The following is a 14,584-nucleotide window of genomic DNA, read 5'->3' as shown; positions in this document are numbered from 1 at the left end:
ACTCTTATTTACGTTGAATAGTGCTGATTTGCGGACTGAGAGATTTTTAAAACTTATTCGCTATCCTGCTTCAGCAGAATCTGTACATCTGCACGGGATTCGAGATCTTCCAGTACCCGGTCGTAGTAGCTTCTGCCATACAGACGCCGCATGTTTTCAACCTGCTGTACTCTGCTCTCATCCGAGGCGGATTCACCTTCAGTGACTTGAGAAAGCACGAATACGGCAAAGTCGCCCTGGGCCAGTTTAATACTGCCTGAGCTGATCTCTCCTGCCTGCGGCTTGAGCGTACGGAACAGTTCGCTCGACAAGGCCGGTGGCAGCTCTCTGCTGTTGCGGGTTACGGTGATGGGGCCGGTTACCGGATAATTGCCAGCCACCTGCATCAACGGATTGGTGGTGGAAATCTCAGCCACACGCTTGCCAGCCTCGGCTCCGGCCTGCTCTTCCGCCTTCTGTCTTGTGAGCAGCTCGACGATCCGGCTTCGCACATCGTCCAGTGGCTCAACGGAAGCCTCCTGGTGATCCAATACCCGAACCACTACCGAACTGGTGGAATCGAGCTCGATCAATTCACTGTTGTTTCGCTCTTTCAGAACATCGTCACTGTAGGCTGCACCCAGCACTTTGGGTTTCGCCAATGGACCGGTCTGCTGATCCCGGGTCATCCATTCACTCTCAGCCACAGTCAGCCCCAGGGCGGACGCTGAGGATTCCAGGGAGGTGGGATCGTCATAACTCAGGTTGGCCAACTCTTCTGCCATCTCAAAGTAGAGTTTTTCACCCTCAGCCAGGCGGTATCCTTTCTCCACTTCCGCTTTGGCTTCGTCAAAAGGTTTCACACTGCCGGCCTTGATGCCGGTGAGTTTAATCAGATGAAAACCGAAGTTACTGCGTACCGGATCACTGACAGCACCCTCTTCGAGGCTGAATACGGCATTCTCGAAAGCTGGATCCATGATGCCCTTGCCAAACATCCCCAGGTCACCTCCTGAGGCCGCTGAGCCGGGATCCTGTGAGTGCTGCTTGGCCAGTTCGGCAAATGATTCCCCGGCGCGAATCTTTTCCGCCAGATCCTCAATCTTCTGTTTGGCTTGATCAACGGCTGCCTGATCTGCGTCGGCGGTGGCCTGAATCAGAATATGGCTTGCCTGTCGCTGTTCTGGCAGACCGTAGAGATCCTGGTTATCGTCGTAGAAGCCACGCAGCAGCTCATCATCGACGTCGATTGTCTCGCCGATCGCTTCCGCATCCAACAGAATGTATTCAAGCTTGATCTTTTCCGGCGAGATGAAGGCGCTCTCATTGGTCTCGTAGTAGGACGCCACCTCACTGTCAGTGACTGAATTGTCCACCATGTAATCCGCAGCCGGAATGGTGAAATAGGTGATCTCCCGGGTCTGCTTCTGCAAACGATCGCTCTCACTGAGTTCGCGTGCAGTAATGAATGTACCGTTCTCCACGGCCTGGGTCAGCTGCTCGGCCACCAGCGCACGTCTGACACGCTCTTCAAAGCCGGCCGGGGAGAGTCCCTGCAGCTGCAGTGAGCGCTCATAGGTCTGTTGATCGAAGCGACCATCCTTGTGAAAGATGGACATGCTCAGAATAGCCGCCTGGATCATGCTGCTACCGGCTCGCAATCCCATCTCATGGGAGGCCTGTTGCAGCACTTCATCGTTAACCATGCGGTTGAGAACCTCTTTTCTCATCCGCACATCGTCAAACAGTTCCGGCCGATAGGCTGAACCCAGCTGATCACGCAGCTGCTGACGAAAACGTTGAAACTGGGATTCCAGACTGCGCTCGGTAATCTCCACGCCATTGACGGTGGCAGCCAGAGGTTCTGAACCGATTCCAAGGTAAGACTGTATACCCCATAGTGCGAATGGGATTGAGATGAGAATGACGATTGCCCAAGCGATCCAGCCCTGAGCCTTATCTCTGATTTCCTGAAGCATGATCAGTGACTCGAAATATTATTATTACCAGGATCAAATATCCGGGTATCTGGTTAAACAAAAACGGGGTATCTGGTTGAGATACCCCGTTGATGATTAATGTTGGCGGAGCGGACGGGACTCGAACCCGCGACCCCCGGCGTGACAGGCCGGTATTCTAACCAACTGAACTACCGCTCCTAAATGGTGGGTGCTGCAGGGATCGAACCTGCGACCCTCGCCTTGTAAGGGCGATGCTCTCCCAGCTGAGCTAAGCACCCTGGTAGAAGGCGCGCTAGTTTATTGCATCCTTCAACGCTTTACCAGCTTTAAATGACGGGATTTTCGATGCTTTAATTTTAATCGTTTCTCCGGTCTGGGGATTGCGGCCATCACGGGCAGCGCGTTCTTTCACGGAAAAGGTGCCAAATCCCACCAGAGAGAGCGTATCACCGGCTTTCATCGCTTCAGTCACAGCGTTGACCATACCGTCAAGCGCCCGTCCTGCAGCGGCCTTGGAAATATCCGCGGATTCCGCCATTGCCTCAATTAGTTCGGCCTTATTCATTAATCAGTTTCCCCTATGGTCTGGGCGGATCATTCCGCCTTACGAATTATATGTAGTGGCCCTGCAGGGCCCGAAACGCCAGAGTTTATACCGGCTGCCAGATAACCTGTCAAGCAATGGCCTAAGCGAAAACGCCGCAATAAGCCAAGCTGTGACAGGTCTTCATGTTCTAAATTTACAGTGTATTAATGTTTGGTGGGCGCCCCAGCCTTTTTGCCAGCCTCCTGGCTGCGCTTTCTACTCGGTTTTTCAGCCTCTCCCGACTCCTTCTCCTTCTGAGGCTGGGGGGTGTCATTGAGTGCGATTTGTAACACTTCATCGATCCAGCGGACCGGAATGATTTCCAGGTTCTGCTTGATATTCTTTGGAATTTCAACAAGATCTCTCTCATTTTCTTCCGGGATGATAACCGTGGCGATACCGCCCCGGTGCGCAGCGAGTAACTTCTCCTTGAGTCCGCCGATCGGCAGCACTTCACCACGCAGGGTGATCTCACCGGTCATCGCCACATCCGCTTTAACCGGAATCTTGGTCAAAGCCGAGACCAGGCTGGTACACATGCCGACACCAGCACTGGGACCATCTTTCGGGGTGGCCCCCTCCGGTACATGGATATGCACGTCGTATTTCTGATGGAACTCCTCTTCCAGACCGAGGGATTCGGCACGGCTTCTGACCACTGTCATGGCCGCCTGAATCGACTCCTGCATAACCTCGCCCAACTGGCCGGTATGACTCAATCGCCCCTTACCGGGCATCAGAGCCGCCTCTATGCGCAGCAACTCGCCTCCCACCTCGGTCCAGGCCAGACCGGTGACCTGACCCACCTGGTCGTGCTCGTCAGCCCGCCCGTAGCGAAAGCGTTTCACACTCAGGTAGTCTTCGAGACGCTTCGGTGTCAGGGTGACCTTGGTCTTGGTCTTCTTCAGCAGAATCTCTTTCACCACCTTGCGGCAGATCTTGGCGATCTCCCGCTCCAGGTTTCTCACCCCGGCCTCACGGGTGTAGTAACGGACGATATCCCGAATCGCCGACTCTCTGACGATCAGCTCCTCCGGTTTCAGACCATTGTTCTCCATCTGCTTGCGCACCAGATAGCGCTCGGCAATGTTGACCTTCTCATCCTCGGTGTAGCCGGAGAGGCGGATCACTTCCATACGATCCAGCAGGGCCGCCGGAATATTCAAGGTATTGGCGGTGGCAACGAACATCACCTCAGACAGGTCGAAATCGACCTCCAGGTAGTGGTCGTTGAAGGTATGGTTCTGTTCCGGATCCAGCACCTCCAGCAGGGCCGACGCGGGATCGCCCCGGAAGTCCATCGCCATCTTGTCGATTTCATCAAGCAGAAACAGGGGATTACGTGTCTTGACCTTGCTCAGGTTATTGATGATCTTGCCAGGCAGCGCACCGATATAGGTACGACGATGGCCGCGTATCTCAGCCTCGTCCCTGACCCCGCCCAGGGCCATACGGGTGAATTTACGGTTGGTCGCCCGGGCTATCGACTGACCCAGTGAGGTCTTACCCACACCCGGAGGTCCGACCAGACAGAGGATCGGCCCCTTCAGCTTGCGTACACGCTGCTGTACGGCCAGGTACTCCAAGATACGTTCCTTAACCTTATCCAAACCATAGTGATCCTCATCAAGCACGGTGTTGGCGGCACCGATGTCATTGCGGATCTTGCTGCGTTTCTTCCAGGGCAAGCCCACCAGGGTGTCGATGTAGTTGCGCACCACGGTCGCTTCGGCTGACATCGGCGACATCAGCTTGAGTTTGTTCAGTTCGTTGTTGGCCTTCTCCTTGGCCTCTGAGGTCATCCCCGCATTTTCGATTTTCTTGGTCAGATCCTCGATTTCATTGGGTGCATCATCCATTTCACCCAGCTCTTTCTGAATCGCCTTCATCTGCTCATTCAGGTAGTACTCCCGCTGATTCTTCTCCATCTGGCGCTTGACACGCCCACGGATCCGCTTCTCCATCTGCAGGATGTCGTTCTCACCTTCCATCAGCCCCATCAGATGTTCCAGACGCTCTCTGACATTGGGCATCTCCAGCACATGCTGCTTCTCCTCAAGCTTGAGGGACATATGAGCGGCGATGGTGTCGGCGAGACGACTGGGATCATCGATGCTGGAGAGCGAGGTCAATACCTCAGGCGGTACTTTCTTGTTGAGCTTGACGTATTGGTCGAACAGATTGGTGGCCGAGCGCATCAGCACCTCGGTCTCCCTACCGGCCAGATCGATGCTGTCAGTGAGGGTCTCAAGGCGGGCGGTGAAGAACTCATCATTCTCCACAAATTCGGTGATCCTGGCCCGTTCCCCGCCTTCGACAAGCACTTTGACCGTACCATCGGGAAGTTTCAGCAGCTGCAGGATGTTGGCCAGGGTACCGATGGCGTACATATCATCGATATCCGGATCGTCCACATCGGCGCTTTTCTGTGCCGCCAGCAGAATCTGCTTATTGCTCTGCATGGCGGAATCGAGCGCCAGGATCGACTTGTCCCGACCGACGAACAAGGGAATAACCATGTGAGGATAGACAACCACATCGCGTAACGGCAATACAGGAACGATGTTGGCCGTATCTCTTGTCAAACCGGTGTCTTTATATTCTTGACCCATTCACTTGTCCTCATTAGGCAGCGGCCTGCCTGAAAATACTTCAACTGCAGGTACTACAGTGTCAATACAGGGATTTGCATCTGGCAGGTTCTCAGTCGATCGAGCCTGCAGCATATTTCTGACGGTTGATTAATGTATATATGGCCAATAGCCGGATGTTTCAAGTCTATTGTTGGAATCAATCAACGGAAATAACCAAACAGGAATCGTGCCATATCTACCAGAGATCGCCTGGCCACGACGAAACGTCGCCCAGGCAAGCCATTGACTCCGGTAAAATGCTTTGACAGATCAATCAGATGCAGCAATCTGCTTATCGTTGTTTTCGTAGATCATCAATGGATCAGATTCACCGGCGATGACACCTTCATCCACAACCACCTTGGTGACTTCATCCATTGAGGGCAAATCATACATCGTGTCGAGTAACACTTGCTCCAAAATAGTACGCAGACCACGTGCACCGGTCTTCCGCGCCATGGCTTTGCGGGCGATTGCGCGTAAGGCATCATCCCTCAGCTCCAGCTCACAACCCTCCATTTCGAACAGACGGGCATACTGTTTGCTGAGCGCATTTTTCGGTTCGGTGAGAATTTTGACCAGCGAGTCCTCATCCAGCTCCTGCAGTGTGGCCACCACCGGCAGGCGACCGACAAATTCGGGTATCAGACCATATTTGATCAGATCCTCAGGCTCCACATCGACAATGATGTCACCGACCGAGCGGGAGTCGTCTTTACTCTTCACCTCGGCTGAGAAGCCGATTCCACCCTTTTCTGAGCGGTCTTTGATGACCTTTTCAAGCCCGGCGAAGGCGCCACCCACGATAAACAGGATATTTGAGGTATTGACCTGCAGGAACTCCTGCTGAGGATGTTTTCTGCCACCCTGAGGCGGTACCGAGGCGACCGTACCCTCGATCAGTTTCAGCAGCGCCTGCTGCACCCCTTCACCAGACACGTCACGGGTGATGGAGGGATTATCCGATTTACGGGAAATCTTATCGATTTCATCGATGTAGACAATACCGGTCTGTGCCTTTTCGACATCATAGTCGCATTTCTGCAGCAACTTCTGAATGATGTTTTCCACATCCTCACCCACATAACCCGCTTCGGTCAGGGTGGTGGCATCGGCAATGGTAAAGGGCACATTCAACATTCTGGCCAGAGTCTCAGCCAGCAGGGTTTTACCCGAACCGGTGGGGCCGATCAGCAGAATATTCGATTTGGCCAGCTCGACTTCGTTGTCCTTGCCGATGGCATCGAGTCGTTTGTAGTGGTTGTAGACCGCCACAGAGAGCACCTTTTTCGCTCTCTGCTGACCGATAACGTATTGATCCAGGGTCTTTTTTATTTCATGAGGCTTCGGCAGTTTGTTGATGCTGTCTTCACCCGGCTCCTGCATCTCCTCACGGATGATGTCGTTGCAGAGTTCGACGCACTCATCGCAGATAAAAACGGAAGGGCCGGCAATCAGTTTCCGCACCTCATGCTGGCTCTTGCCGCAAAAGGAGCAATACAACAGCTTGCCGTCGTCACCTTTACCGCTCTTGTCACTGCTCATATTTCACTCCTTCAAGCCAAAATCTATCTGCTTTTAATTTCAATCATATCTAACTGCACCTAGATGGCAAGGTTAGTGATTAAAAAACACTGACTTGATAACACGCCATCCATTGCCTGTAAAAGCCACATCACAGAAATCGATGTCAACTGGTCTCACTACCACCACGATCGGACAGTACCGAGTCGATCAGGCCATAGGCGACCGCTTCCTCGCCACCCATGAAGTTATCCCGCTCGGTATCTTGCGCAATTTTTTCCAGGCTCTGACCGGTATGATCGGCCAGAATGGTGTTCAGCCGCTCTCTCAGAAGCAGAATCTCTTTCGCATGGATTTCAATATCCGTTGCCTGCCCCTGGAAACCACCCAAAGGCTGGTGAATCATCATCCGCGAATTCGGCAGACAGTAGCGTTTGTCCTTGGCTCCGCCGGAGAGCAACAGCGCTCCCATACTCGCTGCCTGGCCGATACACATGGTACTGACATCCGGTTTGACGAACTGCATGGTGTCGTAAATCGACAGCCCCGCTGTGACCGAGCCACCGGGCGAGTTGATATAGAGATGGATATCCTTGTCCGGGTTTTCCGACTCGAGAAACAGCAACTGAGCCACGACCAGATTCGCCATGTGGTCTTCAACCGGTCCGACCAGAAAGATCACTCTCTCCTTCAACAACCTGGAATAGATGTCAAAGGAGCGCTCACCCCGGGCGGTCTGCTCGATAACGATCGGCACAAGGCCCAGGCCTTTTGCGTCCGGCATTCCTGACACTGTATCAATCATGGTCTATTTTTCCCCTCTCCTTTCAACCCTGCTCCGTCAGTTCGGCAAAGGTTGTCTGCTCTTCAGTGATGGTAACCTGTTCCAGTACCCAGTCTACCACCTGATCTTCCATTACGACATTCTGCACGGTGGCCAGCTGCTTTTCGTCGCTGTAGTAGTAGTTGACCACCTCTTCAGGCTTCTCGTAACTGGCGGCAAACTCTTCAATTCTCTTCTTCACACGATCGTTATCGACCTGAATGTCGTTTTGCTTAATGATTTCACCAATAAGCAGGCCCAGAGTAACCCGTTTTTTTGCCTGGTCTTCAAACATCTCCCGGGGCAACTCAAACGATCCAGCGCCCTGGGCCATCTGCTGACGGGTCTGATTCTGCAGCGCCTCGATCTCCTGATCGACCATTGCTGAGGGAACATCGATCGGATTCTGCTCAGTCAACAGATCCATCGCCTGGTTCTTAATACGAGCCTCAATCCGTTGTGCAAGTTCACGTGTCATGTTCTCACGGACATCGCTCATCAGCTTGTCGACACCCTCTTCGGCACCGAACTCCTTGGCAAATTCGTCATCGATCTCAGGCAGCACCTCTTCGGAGATGTCGTTGATCTCTACTTCGAACGTTACCGGTTTATCGGCCAGCTCTTCCACCCGGTAATTTTCGGGGAATTTCAGATCGATCGATGATTTATCACCTTTCGACTTGCCGATCAGGGCCGATTCGAAACCTTCGATCATGCGACCGGAACCCAGTACCAGATCCACGTTCTCGGCGCTGCCACCCTCAAAGGCCTCTCCATCGATCGTGCCTTTGAAACTGATCTTCACCTGATCGCCTTCAGCCGCGTCACGCTCCACACTGCTCCAGGTTACGCGCTGTTTGCGCAGCTTCAGCAGCATCTCATCCACATCCTGATCGGCGATCTCGGCCACCGGACGCTTGACCTCCCCGGAGAGCGGGTTGAGGGTAATCTCAGGCATCACCTCAACGGTCGCCACATAGCGGAACAGACCATCATCTTCACTGGACTCGCCAGGTTCGATTTTAGGCATCCCTGCGGGCTGCAGTTTCTCCTGTTGAATCGCCTCCTGATAACTGGATTCGATCATCTGGCCGTAGACTTCCTGCAACACCTGTCCACCGTAGTTGCGACGCAGCAGTTTCATCGGCACCTTACCGGGTCGAAAACCATCCAGTTTGGCGGTTCGGCCAATCTGCTGTAGGCGCTTTGTCACTTCCGCATCGATCTTCTCTGCAGGCAACTCGACGGTAAGACGTCGCTCAAGCCCTTCTCCCGATTCCACCGAAACTTGCATGTATTTTCTCCTGACAGCCTTATCTGTCACTAAATATCTGAATTAAGGAAAAACTGGAAATTTCCTGTCGATCGCCATTGGCAACCGCAGTTGAAATGGTGCGAAAGGAGAGACTCGAACTCTCACGGGTTACCCCACAGGAACCTAAATCCAGCGCGTCTACCAATTCCGCCACTTTCGCTGCTTTCGTATGATTCCCAACCGGCCCAAGGGGATTACCAAGCAATCCAGCCCAAATACCACAGCTGAGAACTGACCATTATAACGACCAATGGAGCAACTCTCCAAGTCCAATCTTGATTAAAACGGTGGTTCATCAGCCCTGGCCCTATGCGCCGTATGGATAAACACCCGCAAAACACTTGGATTCAAGAGGTTATGTTTCCAGCCAGTTCACACCAACAGGGTAGTTTCCAGTCGATGTATGACCTCTTAATTCGGTTTCTGTATTGTCGATCTCAGCTGACCTCAACCCGATCGACACGCTGGAAGCCTCTGGGAAGTTTCCCTCCGCGTCGTCCCCGCTCGCCCTGATACCCGTCCAGGTCGCCCGGTTTCAACACAATATAGCGCTTGCCCGCGTGGGCAGTCAGACTGCCCCCCTTCGGAACCACGGCGATCGCCACCACGAACTCCTCCCTGGCGGCCACTCGCTTCGGTGCGATTGAGATGATCTTGTTACCCTTGCCCTTCGAGAGCTTAGGCAGCTCGCCGACCGGAAAGACCAACATCCGCCCCTCATTGGTGATCGTCACGACGCGATCCGTCTCCACCTCGGCAATCAGCTCAGGCATCAGAACCTGAGCCCCCTTCGGCAGGGTCAGCAGCGCCTTGCCCGATTTGTTTTTCGCCAGCATATCCGACAGACCGACCCGGAATCCGTAACCAGCGTCCGAGGCCAACAGATACTCCTGCTGACTGTCACCACCAATCACCGCACGGAAGGTCGCACCGGTCGCCGGAGAGAGCCGTCCTGTCAGAGGCTCACCCTGACTGCGGGCCGATGGCAGGGTATGCGCCGGCAGCGAGTAGCTGCGACCGTTGGAGTCGAGAAACACCGCCTGTTGATTGCTGCGCAGGCGGGTAGCCGCCAGAAAGCCGTCCCCGGCCCGATAGTTCAGGCCGGTTGGATCGATCTCATGTCCCTTGGCAGTACGTGCCCAACCCATCTCCGAAAGCACCACTGTGACCGCCTCACTGGGGGTCAGGTCGGTCTCATCGAGGGCCTCCGCCGCCTCACGCTCAACGATGGGTGAGCGGCGGTCATCACCATATTTATCCGCATCCGCCTGTAACTCCTTTCGGATCAGGGTGCGCATACGCTGTTTGGATCCCAGCAGTTTTTCCAGCGTCTTACGCTCTTTCTCCAACTCCTCCTGTTCACCCTTGATCTTCATCTCCTCCAACTTCGCCAGGTTACGCAAGCGAAGATTGAGGATGGCTTCTGCCTGAATATCTGAGAGGGAGAAGCGTTTGATCAGTTCGGCCTTCGGATCATCCTCGTAGCGAATGATCGCAATAACCTCATCGATATTGAGAAAGGCGACCAGGTAGCCTTCAAGAATATGCAGCCGGTCAAGCACCTCATTAAGGCGATACTGCAGTCTCCGGCGTACGGTTTCGGTACGAAAACTGAGCCACTCCACCAGCAGCGAGCGCAGATCCTTGACCGCCGGACGGCCATCGATACCGATCAGATTCAGATTGACCCGGTAGCTGCGCTCCAGATCGGTGCTGGCGAACAGATGGGACATCAGTCGCGCCACATCGACCCGGTTGGAGCGGGGTACGATCACCAGACGGGTGGGATTTTCATGATCCGATTCATCGCGCAGATCCTCCACCATCGGCAGCTTTTTGGCCTGCATCTGAGCGGCGATCTGTTCCAAAATCTTCGCCCCTGATACCTGATGCGGCAATGCCGTCACGATGATATCCCCATTCTCCCGGTCGAAACGGGCGCGCATACGGATCGAGCCATGCCCGGTTGCATAGACCTTGGCCAGCTCCGCCGCCGGTGTCACGATCTCCGCCTCGGTGGGGTAGTCCGGCCCGGGGATATAGGTCATCAGATCTTCCAGGGTGGCCTTCGGCGACTCCAGCAGATGGATGCAGGCATTGGCAACTTCACGCAGGTTGTGCGGCGGGATATCCGTGGCCATGCCCACAGCGATACCCGAAGAGCCATTGAGCAGCACATTCGGCAATCTCGCGGGTAGTATCTTGGGCTCCTTCAGGGTGCCGTCAAAATTGGGCGTCCACTCCACAGTCCCCTGTCCCAGCTCCGAAAGCAGGGTCTGGGCATAGACCGTCAGCTTCGATTCCGTGTAACGCATCGCGGCGAAAGACTTCGGGTCATCCGGGGAGCCCCAGTTACCCTGCCCATCCACCAGCGGATAGCGATAGGAGAAGTTCTGCGCCATCAGCACCATCGCCTCATAGCAGGCGCTGTCCCCATGGGGATGGAACTTACCAAGCACATCACCAACAGTACGGGCTGACTTTTTGAACTTGGCACCCGCACTCAAACCCAGCTCTGACATGGCATAGACAATCCGCCGCTGTACCGGCTTCAATCCATCACCGATGTTCGGCAGGGCGCGGTCGAGAATCACATACATGGAGTAATTCAGGTATGCCTTCTCGGTAAACTCATTGAGGGGAACCCTTTCGATTCCCTCTAAGCTGTGATCGATATCGTCAGTCATCTGATCTGTAAGTTACTACTGGCCTGAAAGAGGCCAGATGATACGGAAAGCCGATGAGATAGGGAATACGTGATCAGTATCTGACAAAGGAAATGGTGTGAAATACCGATCAGATAACCGCTACCACCCGGCCAGGTGAGCCTCTGGCTCAGCTGATCACCAACAGCATCATAACAGACAACATGCCATGGCCAAGCTGGCTTACATGAACGGGCAGACGGGTTGTTCCTGCCCCCTATCCTAATGATGGGTTATTCCCGTAGAATCCCACCCATCAGACAACCGATAACAACAGGAAATGACCATGGCCCCTCCGTACAACACACCCCAAGATGCCGAAGATGCCTACTACGATGCCATCGATGATGGGGACCTGGGCGCTATGATGGCCGTGTGGGAAGAGAGTGACGAAATTCTCTGCCTGCTGCCGATGATGCCGGCCCAACGGGGCAGAGCGGCCATCGAGACCGCTTGGGGCGCCCTGTTGAATGAGGATGTAAAGCTTGATATCGGGATCAAACACCTGAGTTGGATCGAGACTGATAACGTAGCCATACACCTGGTCGAAGAGCTGGTCAAAGCGGACCCGGAAACGCCCCCTCACCCGGTCTACGCCACCAACATCTATCGCAAGGGTGATCAGGGCTGGTGCCTGGTGATGCATCAGAACTCACCCACACCACCTCCCGGATTACAGGTCTGATGGAAAACCATAAACTGGTACTGCCCCAGCACCTCAATCAGTATGGCTATCTGTTCGGAGGCAACCTGCTGAAATGGGTCGACGAGTATGCCTGGATCGCTGCGGTTCATGACTACCCGGGGCGCCACTTTGTCACCATCGGACTGGACCGGGTCACCTTTCACCGCAGTGTCAGAGAGGGCGTGATCCTGCGCTTCGATATCCAGCAGAGTAAACAGGGTGATTCATCGGTGGATTATCGGGTCAAGGTATTTGCGGAAGACTCGGTAACCGGTGAGGAAGAGAGTGTCTTCACCACCACCATCACTTTTGTCTGTCTAGATGAGAGAGGCAATAAAACTTCCATCTGACGAAGCCAATCGGCCGCTCAGCTTTCACGTCGTGACCAATAACCAGCCAGCATGGAACCGCTCAGATTGTGCCAAATGGAGAAGATCGCTCCAGGCAGCGCAGCCGCGGCGGAGAAATACTTAACCGACAGCGCAACCCCCAAGCCGGAATTCTGCATACCCACCTCAATCGCCAGGGTACGGCTGATCCGCCGATCCCAACCCAAACCTCTGGCAATCCAGTAACCACCGGCCAAGCCAGCCAGATTATGCAGTACAACGGCCAGCGCCAACAGCATCCCCATGCGGGCGATGTTGCTCTGATTCAACGCCACCACGATACCGATGATCAGAACGATGGCGAGAATGGAGATCAACGGAAAGAGGGGTTTTATCGGTCTGAGTCTGCGGCCATAGAGGGTATTCACCAGAACCCCCAACGACACCGGTAACAGAACTATCTTGAAAATCGACCAGAGCATGCTTTCAACCGGCACCGGAACCTTCTGCCCCACATAGAGCCAAGTAAGCAACGGCGTGGCAATGATCGCCAGCAGGGTTGAAACCGTCGTCATGGTGATCGAGAGGGCCACATCACCCCGTGCCAGATAACAGACCACATTGGAGGCGGTACCGCCGGGACAGGCCCCGACCAAAACCAGCCCGGCCATCAGATAGGGTGGCAAGGCAAGCAGTTCAGCAATCAGCCAGGCGATCAAAGGCATCAATGCGAACTGTAACAACACCCCGACAGCGATGATCTTCGGTTGTTGAAAAACCCGTTTGAAATCTTCCAGACTGAGGGTCATTCCCATGCCGAACATGACCAGACCCAACAGGGGAATGATCCCAGGTTTCAAGGCAACAAACGCAGCAGGATAGGCATAGGCAAGCGCAGATAAAAGTACGGCCCATAGAGGAAAGAGGCGGGTAATTTGGTGAATCATCTGGCCTGCAATAGGATAAGAACATTCGATTGCAAGAGTCTCCGGCCTGAAGCCCAGTTCGTCAAGCTGGACAGGGTCTGCCTGCCCCTTGTCAGGGGCAGTACAGAAGAGCGGTCAAAGGACCATCAAACCGCCTGTTCCACTCGCTCGTCGGACCAACACCCCGAGTCGACCATACGTTTCAGATAGACCTGAAAATCGGTCGCCGGTCTTGCCAACGCCTCTTCAACACCCGGTTGCACCTGGCTGTTTCTGCCATCAAGAACCTCAGTGAACAACTCCTTGAGTAACCACTGCATCGGCTCGGGAACACCCTGCTGTTGAAGTGCAGCCAGATAGGCCTCCACAGGCACCTGAGTATATTTCACCGGTCTCTGTAACAGTTGCGACAGCTCTGCCATACAATCTGCAAAGGTCATGGCGCGAGGCCCGGTCACTTCATACAGCCGATTGCGATGTTTTGCATCGGTCAGACAGGCAACCACCACATCGGCAATGTCTTCCGCATCGATGAAAGGTTCCGGGGTATCCCCTGCCGGCAGTATCAATTCGCCCTGCAGAATCCCGTCGATCATGAAACTCTCACTGAAGTTCTGAAAAAACCAACTCGCCCTGACGATATTCCAGCTGATGCCGCTGTTGATGACAATCTCCTCCGCCTGCCGGGCACCGACTTCACCCCGACCCGAGAGCAGCACGATCTGTTCAACACCAGCCTCATTTGCCATTGCGGTAAAAGCTTCAATGTCTGCCCGCGCCTGAGGTATTGCAAGATCCGGCTGGTAAGTGACGTAGACAGCGACAACACCTTGCAAAGCCGGGCCCCAGGTTTCCCGTTGCTGCCAATCGAATGGCAGAGCCGTTGATCTTGAGACTGCTCTGGTCTGCAGGCCCATCGATTGCAAACGCTGCACTACACGACTGCCGGTTTTGCCATGCTTGCCAATGATCAGTATCGGTTTGTTGGTCATAATCCATCTCCTTTACAGGGTTAAGCGTTGTAAAACGCTGCGTTAGTGCGTATGAGTTGATCCTAGGTAACAACGCACAGACCAACCATGGCTGTTTGTCTATATTTATATGCAGCTTGTCCAAAT

The 14,584-nt window shown here is 54.2% G+C and carries 11 protein-coding genes and 3 tRNA genes; 2 read left to right on the top strand and 12 right to left on the bottom strand.

Annotation, left to right across the window (positions count from 1 at the left end; genetic code table 11):
* Positions 1-53: 53 nt before the first annotated feature.
* The 10 genes from A3193_RS02675 to parC form a co-directional block, all read right to left on the bottom strand.
* The gene (locus tag A3193_RS02675; RefSeq protein ID WP_069013991.1) at positions 54-1,958 is read right to left on the bottom strand and encodes a SurA N-terminal domain-containing protein; all 1,905 of its coding nucleotides are present in this window, start codon (positions 1,956-1,958) and stop codon (positions 54-56) included.
* Between the two features lie 103 nt (positions 1,959-2,061).
* Positions 2,062-2,138, bottom strand: a tRNA-Asp gene (locus A3193_RS02670).
* 4 nt (positions 2,139-2,142) lie between these two features.
* Positions 2,143-2,218, bottom strand: a tRNA-Val gene (locus A3193_RS02665).
* Between the two features lie 14 nt (positions 2,219-2,232).
* Positions 2,233-2,505: an HU family DNA-binding protein gene (locus A3193_RS02660; RefSeq protein WP_069004631.1), complete on the bottom strand. Its 273-nt coding sequence runs from the start codon at positions 2,503-2,505 to the stop codon at positions 2,233-2,235.
* A 185-nt stretch (positions 2,506-2,690) separates the two neighbouring features.
* Positions 2,691-5,138 (bottom strand): endopeptidase La, encoded by a 2,448-nt coding sequence (lon, locus tag A3193_RS02655; RefSeq protein WP_069004630.1) that lies wholly within the window; start codon positions 5,136-5,138, stop codon positions 2,691-2,693.
* A gap of 291 nt (positions 5,139-5,429) precedes the next feature.
* Positions 5,430-6,704, bottom strand: coding sequence for an ATP-dependent Clp protease ATP-binding subunit ClpX (gene clpX / locus A3193_RS02650; RefSeq protein ID WP_069004629.1), 1,275 nt, complete (start codon positions 6,702-6,704; stop codon positions 5,430-5,432).
* Between the two features lie 145 nt (positions 6,705-6,849).
* A complete protein-coding gene (gene clpP / locus A3193_RS02645) occupies positions 6,850-7,488 on the bottom strand; it encodes an ATP-dependent Clp endopeptidase proteolytic subunit ClpP (protein ID WP_069004628.1) in 639 nt (212 codons plus the stop codon).
* A 22-nt stretch (positions 7,489-7,510) separates the two neighbouring features.
* On the bottom strand, positions 7,511-8,800 hold the full coding sequence (gene tig / locus A3193_RS02640; RefSeq protein WP_069004627.1) for a trigger factor: 1,290 nt from the start codon (positions 8,798-8,800) through the stop codon (positions 7,511-7,513).
* A gap of 96 nt (positions 8,801-8,896) precedes the next feature.
* Positions 8,897-8,981, bottom strand: a tRNA-Leu gene (locus tag A3193_RS02635).
* Between the two features lie 277 nt (positions 8,982-9,258).
* A complete protein-coding gene (gene parC, locus A3193_RS02630) occupies positions 9,259-11,508 on the bottom strand; it encodes a DNA topoisomerase IV subunit A (RefSeq protein WP_069004626.1) in 2,250 nt (749 codons plus the stop codon).
* A gap of 304 nt (positions 11,509-11,812) precedes the next feature.
* On the opposite strand from parC, the gene A3193_RS02625 reads away from it, so the two are divergent.
* Both A3193_RS02625 and A3193_RS02620 read left to right on the top strand, forming a co-directional pair.
* A complete protein-coding gene (locus A3193_RS02625; RefSeq protein ID WP_069004625.1) occupies positions 11,813-12,211 on the top strand; it encodes a YybH family protein in 399 nt (132 codons plus the stop codon).
* On the top strand, positions 12,211-12,561 hold the full coding sequence (locus A3193_RS02620) for an acyl-CoA thioesterase (protein WP_069004624.1): 351 nt from the start codon (positions 12,211-12,213) through the stop codon (positions 12,559-12,561). Before A3193_RS02625 ends, A3193_RS02620 begins: the two co-directional genes overlap by 1 nt.
* Positions 12,562-12,578: 17 nt before the next feature.
* Here A3193_RS02620 and A3193_RS02615 read toward each other — a convergent pair whose 3' ends face one another.
* Both A3193_RS02615 and A3193_RS02610 read right to left on the bottom strand, forming a co-directional pair.
* Positions 12,579-13,487, bottom strand: a complete 909-nt coding sequence (locus A3193_RS02615) for a bile acid:sodium symporter family protein (protein ID WP_069013989.1) — start codon at positions 13,485-13,487, stop codon at positions 12,579-12,581.
* 125 nt (positions 13,488-13,612) lie between these two features.
* Entirely contained in the window at positions 13,613-14,458 is an 846-nt protein-coding gene (locus A3193_RS02610; protein WP_069013986.1) for an NmrA family NAD(P)-binding protein, read from the bottom strand.
* Positions 14,459-14,584: the final 126 nt, after the last annotated feature.

Source organism: Candidatus Thiodiazotropha endoloripes (genome assembly GCF_001708965.1).
Lineage (GTDB): Bacteria > Pseudomonadota > Gammaproteobacteria > Chromatiales > Chromatiaceae > Thiodiazotropha > Thiodiazotropha endoloripes.
The sequence above is the reverse complement of the archived record's forward strand: the minus strand, read 5'-3'. Positions and strand labels throughout refer to the sequence as shown.

Coding starts and splice junctions, on each gene's coding strand:
- A3193_RS02615 (WP_069013989.1), bottom strand. CDS start 13,487: ATGATTCACCAAATTACCCGCCTCTTTCCTCTATGGGCCGTACTTTTA.
- parC (WP_069004626.1), bottom strand. CDS start 11,508: ATGACTGACGATATCGATCACAGCTTAGAGGGAATCGAAAGGGTTCCC.
- clpX (WP_069004629.1), bottom strand. CDS start 6,704: ATGAGCAGTGACAAGAGCGGTAAAGGTGACGACGGCAAGCTGTTGTAT.
- tig (WP_069004627.1), bottom strand. CDS start 8,800: ATGCAAGTTTCGGTGGAATCGGGAGAAGGGCTTGAGCGACGTCTTACC.
- lon (WP_069004630.1), bottom strand. CDS start 5,138: ATGGGTCAAGAATATAAAGACACCGGTTTGACAAGAGATACGGCCAAC.
- A3193_RS02620 (WP_069004624.1), top strand. CDS start 12,211: ATGGAAAACCATAAACTGGTACTGCCCCAGCACCTCAATCAGTATGGC.
- A3193_RS02610 (WP_069013986.1), bottom strand. CDS start 14,458: ATGACCAACAAACCGATACTGATCATTGGCAAGCATGGCAAAACCGGC.
- clpP (WP_069004628.1), bottom strand. CDS start 7,488: ATGATTGATACAGTGTCAGGAATGCCGGACGCAAAAGGCCTGGGCCTT.
- A3193_RS02675 (WP_069013991.1), bottom strand. CDS start 1,958: ATGCTTCAGGAAATCAGAGATAAGGCTCAGGGCTGGATCGCTTGGGCA.
- A3193_RS02625 (WP_069004625.1), top strand. CDS start 11,813: ATGGCCCCTCCGTACAACACACCCCAAGATGCCGAAGATGCCTACTAC.
- A3193_RS02660 (WP_069004631.1), bottom strand. CDS start 2,505: ATGAATAAGGCCGAACTAATTGAGGCAATGGCGGAATCCGCGGATATT.